11 protein-coding genes are annotated in these 13,122 nt (G+C 66.0%); 6 read left to right on the top strand and 5 right to left on the bottom strand.

Annotation, left to right across the window (positions count from 1 at the left end):
* Nucleotides 1–25 precede the first annotated feature (25 nt).
* The 3 genes from H609_RS0111595 to H609_RS0111585 form a co-directional block, all read right to left on the bottom strand.
* Entirely contained in the window at nt 26–1,135 is a 1,110-nt protein-coding gene (locus tag H609_RS0111595; protein WP_038028334.1) for an ABC transporter ATP-binding protein, read from the bottom strand.
* 11 nt (nt 1,136–1,146) lie between these two features.
* Nucleotides 1,147–2,913 (bottom strand): iron ABC transporter permease, encoded by a 1,767-nt coding sequence (locus H609_RS0111590; RefSeq protein WP_038028299.1) that lies wholly within the window; start codon nt 2,911–2,913, stop codon nt 1,147–1,149.
* 181 nt (nt 2,914–3,094) lie between these two features.
* Nucleotides 3,095–4,132 carry a Fe(3+) ABC transporter substrate-binding protein gene (locus H609_RS0111585; protein ID WP_018865879.1) on the bottom strand — a complete coding sequence of 346 codons (1,038 nt, stop codon included), beginning with the start codon at nt 4,130–4,132 and terminating at the stop codon, nt 3,095–3,097.
* Nucleotides 4,133–4,284: 152 nt separating this feature from the next.
* Between H609_RS0111585 and glnE the strand changes: the two genes are divergently transcribed.
* The 4 genes from glnE (at nt 4,285) to H609_RS0111565 (ending at nt 9,388) form a co-directional block, all read left to right on the top strand.
* Complete coding sequence (gene glnE, locus H609_RS0111580) at nt 4,285–7,212, top strand: bifunctional [glutamate--ammonia ligase]-adenylyl-L-tyrosine phosphorylase/[glutamate--ammonia-ligase] adenylyltransferase (RefSeq protein ID WP_028485008.1); 2,928 nt, start codon at nt 4,285–4,287, stop codon at nt 7,210–7,212.
* Between the two features lie 12 nt (nt 7,213–7,224).
* Nucleotides 7,225–8,145: a branched-chain amino acid transaminase gene (locus tag H609_RS0111575; protein WP_018865877.1), complete on the top strand. Its 921-nt coding sequence runs from the start codon at nt 7,225–7,227 to the stop codon at nt 8,143–8,145.
* 39 nt (nt 8,146–8,184) lie between these two features.
* Nucleotides 8,185–8,409 carry a zinc-finger domain-containing protein gene (locus H609_RS0111570; RefSeq protein WP_018877255.1) on the top strand — a complete coding sequence of 75 codons (225 nt, stop codon included), beginning with the start codon at nt 8,185–8,187 and terminating at the stop codon, nt 8,407–8,409.
* A gap of 67 nt (nt 8,410–8,476) precedes the next feature.
* A complete protein-coding gene (locus H609_RS0111565; protein ID WP_018877256.1) occupies nt 8,477–9,388 on the top strand; it encodes a glycosyltransferase family 9 protein in 912 nt (303 codons plus the stop codon).
* On the opposite strand, the gene H609_RS0111560 is transcribed toward H609_RS0111565, so the two are convergent.
* Nucleotides 9,385–9,792 (bottom strand): DUF6165 family protein, encoded by a 408-nt coding sequence (locus tag H609_RS0111560; RefSeq protein ID WP_018877257.1) that lies wholly within the window; start codon nt 9,790–9,792, stop codon nt 9,385–9,387. The genes H609_RS0111565 and H609_RS0111560 overlap by 4 nt on opposite strands.
* A gap of 138 nt (nt 9,793–9,930) precedes the next feature.
* Between H609_RS0111560 and H609_RS0111555 the strand changes: the two genes are divergently transcribed.
* Nucleotides 9,931–11,244 (top strand): O-antigen ligase, encoded by a 1,314-nt coding sequence (locus H609_RS0111555; protein ID WP_028485007.1) that lies wholly within the window; start codon nt 9,931–9,933, stop codon nt 11,242–11,244.
* Here H609_RS0111555 and H609_RS0111550 read toward each other — a convergent pair.
* On the bottom strand, nt 11,220–12,329 hold the full coding sequence (locus tag H609_RS0111550) for a glycosyltransferase family 4 protein (RefSeq protein WP_028485006.1): 1,110 nt from the start codon (nt 12,327–12,329) through the stop codon (nt 11,220–11,222). The genes H609_RS0111555 and H609_RS0111550 overlap by 25 nt on opposite strands.
* 115 nt (nt 12,330–12,444) lie before the next feature.
* Here H609_RS0111550 and H609_RS0111545 point away from each other — a divergent pair, with 115 nt between their 5' ends.
* Nucleotides 12,445–13,116 carry a 2OG-Fe(II) oxygenase gene (locus H609_RS0111545; RefSeq protein ID WP_028485005.1) on the top strand — a complete coding sequence of 224 codons (672 nt, stop codon included), beginning with the start codon at nt 12,445–12,447 and terminating at the stop codon, nt 13,114–13,116.
* Nucleotides 13,117–13,122: the final 6 nt, after the last annotated feature.

The following is a 13,122-nucleotide window of genomic DNA, read 5'->3' as shown; positions in this document are numbered from 1 at the left end:
GCCGTTGCGTTACGCCGGCGGCGGATCAGGTCGCCGGGCAGTCCACCCCGCTGCCCCGCGAGAACACCACCAGGTGGGTGAAATCGAGACGCAGGCGTACGTGTTCGCCGATCACGAAGTTGTCGTGGGACGGGGCCATGCACAGCACGCTGAGCCCGTCCGGCAGACGCAGGGTGTAGAGGAAGTCCGCTCCGCGGAAGGCCTTGTCGAGGATCTCGGTGCGGATGGTGCCGGCCTCGTTGTCGATCGCGATGTCGTCCGGGCGGACCAGGACATCCACGGCCGTGCCGGGCGGCAGCTGCTCCGACAGAGTCCCCTCGATCTCGCCGAAGGCGGTATCCACCACATGCTCGGCGCAGACCATGCCGGGGATCAGCGTGCCCTCGCCGACGAAGTCGGCGACGAAGCGATCCGCCGGGCGGTGGTAGAGGTTGTAGGCGGTATCCCACTGGGCCACGCGGCCCTGGTGGATGACCGCGATGCGGTCGGCGAAGGCGAAGGCCTCGTGCTGGTCATGGGTGACCAGGATGGCGGTGGTGTTCTCCGCGCGCAGGATACGCCGCACTTCGCGCGCGAGCTCGCTGCGCAGCTCCACGTCCATGCTGGAGAAGGGCTCGTCCAGCAACAGCAGTTTGGGCCGCGGGGCCAGGGCCCGGGCCAGCGCGATGCGCTGCTGCTGGCCGCCGGACAGGGCATGCGGGAAGGACTCGCCATAGCCCGACAGGCCCACCAGCTTGAGCAGCGAGCGGATGCGCTCGTCGCGATCCTCGCGGCCCCAGTGGCGAATGCCGAAGGCGATGTTGTCGGCCACGCTCAAGTGCGGGAACAGGGCGAAGTCCTGGAACACCATGCCGACCCCGCGCTTCTCCGGCGGCACCGTGCCCCGGGCGTCGCTGACGCTGCGCCCGTCCAGCTGGATGCTGCCGGCCATCAGCGGCTCGAACCCGGCGATGGCGCGCAGGAGCGTGGTCTTGCCGCAGCCGGAGGGGCCCAGCAGGCACCCGATCTGGCCCTTGGGCAGGGCCAGCGATACCTGGTGTACCACGGCGGTGCCGTCGTAGCCGATGTCCACCTGATCGAGGGCGATCAGCGGCGTGTGAGGCACCTGCAGGCTGGTGTCGATGGGCTGGGTCATGGCGGGCTGGGTCATGGGGAATTCGTCGTGCCTGCGGGCATGGCGAGGGGTTTCTGCGGCGGCTGTTCGTCCGCCGCGCGGGTCGGGCCCTGCTGGCCGGGGCGCGAGCGGCCGATGGTCACGGACAGCAGGATAACGGGAACCAGGCCCACCAGCACGATCGCCAGTGCGGCGGAGGAGGATTCGGCCAGGCGTTCGTCGCCGGCCAGCTCGAAGGCGCGCACCGCGAGGGTGTTGAAGTCGAACGGGCGCAGGATCAGCGTGGCGGGCAGCTCCTTGAGTACGTCGACGAACACCAGCAGCAGCGCGGTCAGCAGGGTGCCGCGCATGATCGGCAGGTGCACCCGCGTCAGGGTCTGCAGGGGGCGCATCCCGAGCGAGCGGGCGGCGTCATCCATGCTCGGCTGGATCTTGCCCAGCCCCGCCTCGACCGTCTGCAGCGAGACCGCCAGGAAGCGCACGGTGTAGGCGAACAGCAGGGCGAAGACGGTACCCGACAGCAGCAATCCGGTGGACAGCCCGAAGGTGTCGCGCATGAAGCCGTCCAGGGCGTTGTCGAACGCGGCGAACGGGATCATCACCCCGATCGCGATCACGATGCCGGGCACCGCATAGCCCATCCCGGCGACGCGTACAGCGGCGTTCGTGAAACGACCGCCTTCCATGCGCCGGGCATAGGCAAGGAGCAGGGCCAGGGCGACGGCGATCACGGCAGCCGCGATCGCCAGCCAGAAGCTGTTGAAGACCAGGCGCCCGAAGGCCGGGTTCATCCAGTGGTCGGTGGTCTGCATGGTCCACAGGCCGAGCTGGAGGGCCGGCAGCAGGAAGCCCAGCAGCACTGGCAGCAGGCAGCCGACGAAGGCCGCGGCCCCCTTCCAGCCGCGCAGTTGATAGCGCGGAAGGGTGGAGTAGCGGCGGCTGGTGTGATGGAAGCGTGCCCGAGCCCGGGACCAGCGTTCCAGCACGATCAGCACGAAGACGAAGGTCAGCAGTACGGCCGACAGCTGGGCGGCGGCGGCCGGGTCGCCCAGGCCGTACCAGGTGCGGAAGATCCCGGTGGTGAAGGTGCTGACGCCGAAGTAGGCGACCGTGCCGTAGTCGGCCAGGACCTCCATCAGGGCGAGGGTCAGTCCGGCGATGATGGCCGGGCGCGCGAGCGGCAGGGCGACCCGGCGAAAACCGCCGAACGGGCCGGCGCCCAGGGTGCGGGAGACCTCCAGAACGCACACCGACTGTTCCAGGAAGGCGGCCCGGCTGAGCAGGTAGACATAGGGGTACAGCACCAGTGTGAGCATGGCCATGGCGCCGCCGAGCGAGCGGATCTCGGGGAACCAGTATTCGCCGTAGCCCAGGCCGGTCAGGTCGCGGATCAGCACCTGTACCGGGCCGCTGAAATCCAGCATGCCGGTATAGGTATAGGCAATGATGTAGGCCGGCATGGCCAGCGGCAGCATCAGCGCCCACTGGAAGATGCCGCGCCCGGGAAAGTCGCAGACGCTGACCAGCCAGGCCACCGGCACCCCGATCAGCAGGACCCCGATACCGACCCCGATCAGCAGCGCCAGGGAATTGAACACGTAATCCGCGAGGACAGTCTCGCGCAGATGGGTCCAGACCTCCCCGGCGGGGATGAATACGTGCCCGAAGATGACCAGGATCGGCAGGGCGAGGGTCAGCGCCACGACGAGGGCAATCGCCGTCCACGGACTCGACGGCAGGCGCCGGCGGGTCGCGTGGGGTGCCGCTGGGGCGGCCGTACTGGTCGTCTGTGCGCTCATGGAGTGCGAATAGTAAAGGTTCTTGTTTCGAATACCACTATGGCCGCTTCAGGACTGGCGGATTAACGCCGGCGCGATGGCGGGCTCTTTGCATCCGAGTCTCCGATGTCTTCCGGAGTGCAAACAAAACGCCCCCGGAGGGCCGGGGGCGAGTGGGGGTACATAGTGTGATGGGGCAGACTCAGCGCCAGCGGGCCCGATCCATCACGCGCACGGCCTCGGCGTTGTGGTTGCCCAGCCGGTAGAGCTCGATGTTGTCGGCCTTGAAGTCGCCGAATCCCTGAAGGATCTCGCTCGCCGGGACGTCGTCGCGGATCGGGTACTCCTGGTTGACCTCGGCGTACCACTCCTGGGCCTCGGTGGCGGAGAGGAACTCCAGCAGGCGGATCGCGTTGTCCCGGTTCGGGGCGTGCGCGGTGACACCGGCGCCGCTGATGTTGACGTGCGTACCGCGGTCGTCCTGGTTGGGCCAGAAGACGCCGATCTGTTCGGCGACTTCGCGGTCACGCCCTTCGCCGTCCAGCATCAGGCCCAGGTAGTAGGTGTTGGCGATCGCGATGTCGCAGACCCCGTCGGCCACCGCGCGGATCTGGTCGCGATCCCCGCCCTGCGGCTGGCGCGCCATGTTGGCGACGATTCCGTTGGCCCACTCCTGGGCGGCGTCGGTGCCCTCGGTCGCGATCATCGCGGCCACCAGCGACTGGTTGTAGACGTTGCTGGAGGAGCGTATGCAGATGCGGCCTTCCCATTGGCTATCGGTCAGGGCCTCGTAGGTCGACAGCTCGGACGGGTCGACGCGATCCTCGTGATAAAGGATCGGGCGGGCCCGCGAGGACAGGCCGAACCACAGCCCGTCGGGGTCGCGATAACGTTCGGGGATGTTCTCGTGCAGCACCTCGGACTCGATTCCCTGCAGCACGCCGGCCTCGCGGGCCTGATGCAGGCGCGCCGCATCCACGGTGATGAAGAGATCGGCCGGGGAGTTGCGGCCCTCGTGGCGCAGGCGCTGCAGCAGGCTGTCCGCACCGCCGGTCACCAGGTTGACCTGAATGCCGGTCTGATCGGTGAAGTCGTCGAGCAGCGGCTTGATCAGGTTTTCCTGGCGCGCCGAATAGAGGTTGACCTCGTCCTGATCGGCGGGGCTGCAGCCGACCAGCGGCATGCTGACGGCGATGGCCGCGGCGGTGCCGATCAGCCAGGCAAGTGGACGAAGCGTCATGGTGCGGTTCCTCATTGAAGAATGGTCAGGTGTTGGTATCTAGTAGACGAGAACGATTGTTATTTGTGTTCTCATCCCGTGTCAATACCCGAGGCATCGGCGGCGCGCTGGGCCGGGCACCCAATCGGGTGCAACGCTGATAGGCTTGGCACATGGACAAGCCTCTGCCCGAATCCCCCGCGTCCCTGCCCGCGTCATTGCAGCAGGAGGTTCGCGACCTGCTGGCCGAGCTGGACGAGAAATGCGCCTGGCCGGATACCTTCCTCGCGGCGACGCCCGTGGCGCTGGCCTTCAGCCATTACCTGGCGCAGACGGTGCGCCAGCACCCGGAATACCTGCTCGAGGCCCTGGACCCGGAGGGCCGGGTGGCGGCCTGCGACGATGCCGCTTTCGAACGCACCCTCCAGGCGCGACTGGAAGGTGCCACCGACGAGGCCGCGCTGCGGCATGTGCTGCGCGAGACCCGGCATCGCGAGATGATCCGCGTGGCCTGGCGCGATCTGTCGGGCCAGGCAGACCTCGACGAGGTGATGCACGACCTGAGCCGGCTGGCCCGATCCCTGATCGAGGGCGGGCTGCAGTGGTTGGACCGGCACTTGCAGGAGCGTTACGGCCAGCCCCGCGGGCCGGAGGGCGAGGCCCAGTCCATGGTGGTCCTGGGGCTGGGCAAGCTGGGGGGCGGTGAGCTCAATTTCTCCTCCGACATCGATCTGATCTTCGCCTTCGAGGAGGCGGGCGAGACTGATGGCGAACGGGTGATCGAGAACCAGGCGTTTTTCCAGCGCCTGGGGCGGCAGCTCATCGCGGTGCTGTCGGATGTGACCGCGGATGGCTTCTGCTATCGCGTGGACATGCGCCTGCGCCCCTTCGGCGATTCCGGCCCGCTGGTGATGCACTTCGACGCCATGGAGGACTACTACCAGGCGCACGGGCGCGAGTGGGAGCGCTACGCCCTGATCAAGGCCAGCCCGCTGGCCGGTGACCCCGAGGCTGGCGCGCGGCTGATGCGGCGGCTGCGCCCGTTCATCTATCGGCGCTACCTGGACTACGGCACCCTCGCCAACCTGCGCGAGCTGAAGCAGATGATCAACGACGAGTCGGCGCGGCGCGGCCGATTCGAGGACGTGAAGCACGGCGAGGGCGGGATCCGCGAGATCGAGTTCATCGCGCAGTCGTTCCAGCTGATCCGGGGCGGACGCGACCAGGCGCTGCAGCGTCGCGACCTGCTGGGGGTGATGGGGGTGCTGCGCGAGCGCGAGCTCCTGCCGGCCTACGCGGTCGAGCAGCTGGAGCGTTCCTATCGCTTCCTGCGCCGCGTGGAGAATCGCCTGCAGATGCTGAATGATCAGCAGACGCACCGCCTGCCCTCCAACGGGGATGACCGCCACCGCCTGGCGCTGTCGCTGGGTTTCGACGACGAGGCCGCGTTCGAGATGGCGCTGCTGCGCGAGCAGCGGCGGGTGCATGCCCACTTCGAGCAGGTCTTCAGCGCCCCGCAGCGCGCGGACGGGGCGGCCATGGAGGCCTCGCCGGAGGCGGATCGCGAGCAGCAGCTGAATCGTCTCTGGCAGGGGGCGCTCCCGGAGGATGATGCCCGCGCGGTACTGGAGGCGATGGACTTCCAGCATGCGGACGAGGCCCTGCGCGGCATCGCCGATCTACGCGAGAGCCCGGGCGTGCGTGCGATGAGCGTGACCGGGCGCCAGCGGCTGGACCGCCTGATGCCGCTGCTGATCGGGGCCATCGCGGAGATGGAGGCCCCGGATGCGGTGCTGCCCCGGGCCCTGCAGATGGTGCGCACCATCGCCCGGCGTTCGGTCTACCTGTCGCTGCTGGTGGAAAACCCGCTGGCGCTGTCCCAGCTGGTGAAGCTGGTGGCCGCCAGCCCGTGGATCAACGAACAGCTGACCCGGCATCCAGTGCTGCTGGACGAGCTGCTGGATCCGCGTGCGCTCTACGCACCGCCGGATCGCGACGGGCTGCGCGAGGAGCTGGAGGCCGAACTGGCGCAGTTTCCCGAGCAGGACCACGAACAGATGCTGGACCGCCTGCGGCAGTTCAAGCAGGTGCAGACGCTGCGCGTGGCGGCCGCCGACATCATGGGCTTCCTGCCGCTGATGAAGGTCTCCGATCACCTGACCTGGCTTGCCGAGGTCCTGCTGGAGCGGGTGCTGCAACTGGCGTGGGAGAAGATGGTCGAGCGCCACGGCGAGCCGCAGTGCGGGGCGTCGGACGCGCGGCGGGTGGCGCGCTTCGCGGTGATTGGCTACGGCAAGCTGGGCGGCTTCGAGCTGGGCTATGGTTCGGATCTGGACGTGGTGTTCCTGCACGACAGTGAAGGCGATGAAGCCCAGACGGCGGGCCCGAAGGTGATCGACAACACCGAGTTCTTCGCGCGGGTGGCCCAGCGGGTGGTGCACCTGCTGGGGGCCTTTACCCCGGCGGGCCGCCTGTACGAGGTGGATACCCGGCTGCGGCCCAGTGGCACGGCGGGGTTGCTGGTCAGTGGCCTGCAGGCGTTCCGGCGCTACCAGGACGAGTCCGCCTGGACCTGGGAACACCAGGCGCTGGTGCGGGCCCGCTTCGTGACCGGGGATGCCGAGCTGGGCGAGCGCTTTCACGCCCTGCGCCGCGAGGTCCTGACCCGCGAGCGCGACGCCGGGGCGCTGCGGGCCGAGGTCGTCGAGATGCGCGATCGCATGCTGGCGGAACACGCCTCGAAGAAGGGCCAGGGCTTCCATCTCAAGCGCGACCGTGGCGGTATCACTGATATTGAATTCATGGTTCAATACTGGGTTTTGGTATCCGCGCACGAGCACCCCGCCGTCTGCGACTGGCCGGACAAGATCCGCACGCTGGAGGCGCTCGGGCGCGAGGGTGTGATCGACGCGAGCCTGAGCGCGGCGCTGGCGGATGCCTACCGGGATCTGCGCAATCGCATCCACCGCCTCACGCTGGCGGGGTCGGATGCCCGAGTCGAGGCGCCCGACGACGCGCTCTGCGCCGTGCGCGATCGCGTGATCGAAGCCTGGAATGACCTGTTCGGCGAGCCGCAAGCGGCCGCGAACCAGAACGCATAGAGGAACAAGACGATGTCGATGGCCGACCGCGACGGGGTGATCTGGCTGGACGGGCAGATGGTGCCCTGGCGCGAGGCGCAGACCCACGTACTGACCCACACCCTGCACTACGGCATGGGGGTGTTCGAGGGCGTGCGCGCCTACAAGACCGCGCGGGGCCCGGCGATCTTCCGCCTGCAGGATCACACCCGACGGCTGTTCAACTCGGCCAAGATCGTCGGGATGACCATCCCCTACACCGCCGAGGCGCTGAACGAGGCGCAGATCGCGTCCGTGCGCGACAACGGGCTGGAAAGCGCCTACCTGCGGCCGATGTGTTTTCTCGGCTCCGAGGGCATGGGGCTGCGCGCCGACAACCTGCTGGTGCACGCGATGGTCGCGGCCTGGCACTGGGGCAGCTACCTGGGCGACGAGGGGATCGAGAAGGGAATCCGCATCCGCACCTCTTCCTACAGCCGCCACCACGTGAACGTGACCATGTGCAAGGCCAAGGCCAACGGCAACTACATGAACTCCATGATGGCCCTGCAGGAGGCCACCCGCTGCGGCTACGACGAGGCCATGCTGCTGGATACCGAGGGCTTCGTGGCCGAGGGCAGTGGCGAGAACATCTTCATCGTGCACGACGGCGTGCTGTTTACCCCGGACCTGACCTCCGCGCTGGACGGCATCACCCGCCGCACGGTGATTGAGCTGGCGCGTGAGGAGGGGCTGGAGGTCATTGAGAAGCGCATCACCCGCGACGAGGTGTACATTGCCGACGAGGCCTTTTTCACTGGCACCGCCGCCGAGGTGACCCCGATCCGCGAGGTCGACGATCGCCCGATCGGCACCGGCACCCGCGGCCCGATCACCGAGCGCCTGCAGTCACGCTACTTCGACGTGGTGCAGGGGCGCGACAGCCGCCACGAGGGCTGGCTGACCTTCGTCTGAGGCGCCCGAATTTTCCGTCAACCGGAAGCGAGAAGAATCATGGTGAATCCCGATACCGCCCACCATCAGGACCAGTACCAGACACCGAACGCCCAGACCGAGATCACGGTCACGCGCAAGGACCTGCCGCTGCACTGCCCCACGCCCAAGATGGCCCTGTGGGCCTCGCACCCGCGTGTCTTCCTTCCGATCGACGAGACTCCGGACGGCCGCTACCAGTGCCCCTACTGCGGCACCCAGTTCATCCTCAAGGACGACGGCTGAACCTGGCTTCGGCGACGCCGAAGTTGGCCGCCTGGCGAGAAGCCGCCGCCTTCCACGAGGGAGCGGAATGGGCAAGATTCTGGTAATCAAGCACGGCGCTTTCGGCGATGTCGTGCAAACGGATGGTGCGTTACGCGATATCCGCCGGCACCACCCGGATGATGAACTGGTGATTCTTACAACGCCCCCATACCGTTCGATCTTCGAGCGTTGCCCGCATGTGGATCGCGTCCTGACGGAGACACGTCCGAAGGCTTGGAAGCTCGTACTCTGGTGGCGTCTGGCGCGGGTGCTTCGGTCCGAACGGTTTGATCGTGTCTACGATCTGCAGAATTCGAGCCGAACATCGTTCTATCGGCGCCGTATCCTGAGGCAACCGACCTGGATCTGTGGCGAGCGCAGGCGAGGCGAGGAGTCCCCCCTTTCGGCATTCCAGAGGCAGTTGGCGGCTGCCGGACTGGAAACCACGCACACCCTGGATCCTGATGTGGGATGGATGGCGGAGGATGTCGCGCCCATCCTTCAGGCCCGCGGTGTGACCGAAAAGTACATCGTTTTGATTCCGGGGTCCTCGGCCCGTCACCCCGAGAAGCGCTGGCCCCATTACGCGGCCCTTGCGTCAGCAATCGCTAACCAGACGGAGTATCAAGTGGTCACCGTACCGGGGCCCGACGAGATCGAGCTCTGTCGGGCAATCCCTGCGACGCCCCTGTTTGGCGCCCATGACGAGGTGCTCGACTGGTTCGGGTTAGCGGGGGCGATCCGGGGCGCCTCATACGTGGTCGGAAACGACACGGGGCCGACGCATGTTGCGGCCTGCCTCGGCAAGCCGGGACTGGCCCTGTTCGGGCCGCATGCGTCGCCCGTTCGAACCGGGCTGTCCCGCGCCCACTTCCGGGCGATCGAGGCGGACGACCTGAAGGGTCTCCCGGTGGAGACTGTGTTGCGCGAGGTGATTGCGGATCTTCGGCCTGGCTAGCTCTCGTAGTCCGAATACGACTTTTCCTCGACGATCGCCGAGTTGCAAAGCGTGTTGACGGCCTTTTTGATGCGGGCGCGCTCGTCATTGGTGATGTAGACCGAACGCGCCAATTCCACGAAACGCTCGCCGAAGTCCTTCTTCGCTTCGCACTCGCGGATCTCGTCCTCGATCTCCCAGAGCTTCGAGTTCACTTCGCGCAGGTCCCGCTCTAGACCTTCAACCTCGGGGCCGTCCAGACCGGCCTGAATCCAGGTTTCCTGAAGTACATTCAGCTCATGGCGAATGTTCCGGAGCTTCTCGGTGTCGCTGATGCGCTCGTTCTTGATCTTCAGGATCGTGATCTTGTCCAGCAGCTCGCCGGCACCGACCTCAATGGTTACTGAACCTGGTTGTTCTTGCATGGGGCCCCCGATTGATGTGCTGACGTGATTATCCCCCAGGGCTGGATGTCGTGTCATGGCACGGAGCTGGAGTTGGTGTGGTCGGCTAACGACCACGCTACTTTGGGTTAATATCACGCGCCTGCGAATGGGGTGGGCATGATTTTTCTAGGCAAGGAATCCAGGCACGGTTCGGCAGGGGGCGCGCAAGAGCGTTGGTCCTTCAGTCTGATGTTGGTGTTGGCCTTGGCGGGGCTGGCCCTTTTTGTGCTGCCGTTTGGGACAGGGGTTTTTTTCCCCCTGGCGGCGCTCTCTCTCGCTGGCCTTGTCTTGCTCGCCGTCGGACTGCCTGGATTGTGGGCGGAGCGTTGGATTCGCTGGGCGTTGTTGCTGTTGCTGGCGCTCTGGGTTCCGCAACTACTATCGCTGATCGTGGCGGTCGATTTTGACCGAGCGCTACGGACAGCCCTTACTTACCCCTTGTTTGCCATCGCGATCCTCCCCCTGCTGTGGTTCGCGCGTCGCCGTGATGTGGGTACGCCCCTGCTATACGTTGTGCTGGCGCTGGCCGTTTTCTGGTCGCTGGACGGGATCTTTCAGTTTGTCACCGGCGCGAACGTATTGGGGTACCCGTACAACGGACGCCGTATTGACGGGCTGTTTCATCCGAACATGCGGTTAGGCATCGTGCTGGCGCATTTCCTGCCGTTTGTTCTGGAGGCGTCGCGGCGCCTGACCTATACCAATCGGCTGGCGGCCCTGCTGCCTCTGATCGTGATCGTCGCGATACTCCTCTCGGGTTCCCGGGCGGCCATGGTGGCGACCTTGATCGTATTGTTCGTTTACGGTCTCTTCCTCGTCGGGTATTACCAGCTGCGTATGCGTACGGTGAGCGCGTTCCTGAGCATCCTCGTACTGGGGATTGTCGTGGCGCTGTGGGCGTCGCCCGAGACTCGGGATCGTCTGGCGGTCGTCTCGAAGGCCTCTGAGCTCAGCATCGAAGCCATCGATGAGGCGACGGCGAGGCGCGGGACGATCTGGCTTGCTTCCTGGCGCGTGGCGATGGACGAGCCGATCCTGGGTGTGGGGGTGCGCGGTGTTGAGCCTGTGGCCGAAGCCCGCGGCTATACGGATATGGCCTTTGCCCACATCCATTTGTATTTCCTCGATGTGTTAGTTTCGACCGGGATCGTCGGGCTGGTGGCCTACATGGGGATGTTGCTGGCGATCCTCCTGGCATTGTGGCGACGCGCGAGGAGAAGCGAGCGAGACCTTCTTCCGCTCTACGTCGTTGGAGGCGTGGCGATCTTCGTGGCACTGAATCCAGTCAATGTCCACTGGACGATCTACAGTTCCTACACGACAGCGGTGTTGTGGCTGGTGGTCGCGCTCGCGCTGGCGCCTCTGGTGCGAGGGGAGGCGGCGGCCCGCCAGGGCCGACCAGCCGGTCAGCGGCCGGCGAGTGCCTCGTAGAGATCGATCGTCCGGCGGCGCATGGTGTCCAGGTCCCACGCGTGGGGCCATCGAGGTGTCGGGGCATCTCCTCCCGCCCAGTCGGCAAGACGCTCAATCGCGGTCGAGGTTTGTCCAGGGGGTATGCGCCCTTCGGGCAGCAGTTCTGTGAGTTGTTCGCCAACGCCGCCGTGATCATAACCGAGCACAGGGCGCCCCAGGCTGAGCGCCTCCAGGGTGGTGCGCCCGAAAGACTCGGGTTGGGTGGAGAGTGATAACACCACATCCGAAACCGCCAGGATTTCGCGTAGATCGGAACGCTGGCCCGTGAAGGTCACACGGGGCTCAAGTCCGAGTTGCGAGATGCGGCCTTCCAGTTCGCGATGATAAGTCTGCTTGCGCGGATCGGTGCCGCCTGCCATCAGCAGGTGCGCGGGGATTCCCCGCTGTAGCAGGCCCTGCAGTATGTCCAGGGCGTCGAAGTGCCCCTTCAGTCGGGTAATGCGGCCCGGAAGCGTGAGGATGTACCGCCCCTGAAGCTGCGGGAAGGTGGTTTGCCACTGGGTGACCCAGGAAGTTGAGGGCTGGAAATCGGGGTTATAGTCGCGTGTGTCGATTCCGCGATGGATCACTTCAATGCGCTCATGATCAAGCCGTGGATATTGAGCGATCAAAAATTCTCTGAGGGTCTCGGATACTGTCACGACCCGTTCGCCCCGGGTGAGGATCTCGCTGTAGCGGTTAACGGAATTGAATCCGTGCACCGAAGTCACCAGCCGGGGGCGGGTGACTGCGGGCATCCGCGACCAGGCCCGCCAGACGACCCAGGCCGGCATGCGCGAGCGAACATCAATCACGTCCACGCGTTGTTGTTGCAGAAAACGGCGTAGTGGGCGCACCAGCCGGAAGGTCCAGGGGGACTTCTCCCCGATTGACCAGGCGAAGTGCTCGCTGCCGCGGGACTCGAGTTCGGTCACCATGCGGCCGCCTGCCGAGATCACCAGAGAGCGATGCCCGTTTTCGACCAGGGCCTGCGCGACCTCGAGGGTGCCGCGTTCCACGCCGCCGGATTCCAGGGCGGGCACGATCTGAAGGACGGTAGCCATGGCGCACGCGGGTGGAGAAAAACCGTGAGTCTATCAGGCGGCCGAGGGATGGGTGCGGTTGGGCGTCTCTTCCGAAGGGCATACAATGATCCCAGTGGAACCTCAGGTGTCTTGAATGATTTCAGCGGTCGAAGTGGCAGAGCAGGTTGAAGCGTCGTTGCGCGGGGCGCCGTCCGAGGGGTATCCGTATCGGCGGTGGTATCCGCAGGCGGTGCTGCCCGAGGCGGCGGCGCGAGCGGTGGAGGCACTGCCGTTCGAAGCGCCGGCGATCGGCGATACCGAGGGCAAGCGCGAGACGCACAACAGCTCCCGCCGCTTCTTCGACGCCGAGAATCGGAAGGCCTTCGAGGTCTGCGAGAGCGTTGCGGCGGCCTTCGAGAGTCCGCAGGTGCTGGATGCGATCTTTGAGGTGTGCGGCGTGGACGTGAGCGGCAATTACCTGCGCATTGAGCACTGCCTGGATACGGAGGGTTTCTGGTTGGCACCGCATACGGACCTGGGTGTGAAGAAATTCACCATGCTGCTGTACCTGTCCACCGATCCGGGCTACGAGAACTGGGGCACGGATGTGTACGTGGACGCCGAGACGCACTACGAGACCGCCCCCGGTACGTATAACAGCGCCTTGGTATTTGTGCCGGCCGACAACACTTGGCACGGCTATCATCGGCGCCCGCTTGAAGGTGTACGCCGGTCCCTGATCATCAACTACGTCACCGAAGAGTGGCGCAATCGCCACGAACTGGCCTCGCCGGATACCCCTGTGCAGAGGGGTGTGCCCGCTTGAGCGAAA

This window comes from Thioalkalivibrio sp. ALE17 (assembly GCF_000425605.1).
In the GTDB taxonomy this organism is placed as follows: domain Bacteria; phylum Pseudomonadota; class Gammaproteobacteria; order Ectothiorhodospirales; family Ectothiorhodospiraceae; genus Thioalkalivibrio.
The sequence above is the reverse complement of the archived record's forward strand: the minus strand, read 5'-3'. Positions and strand labels throughout refer to the sequence as shown.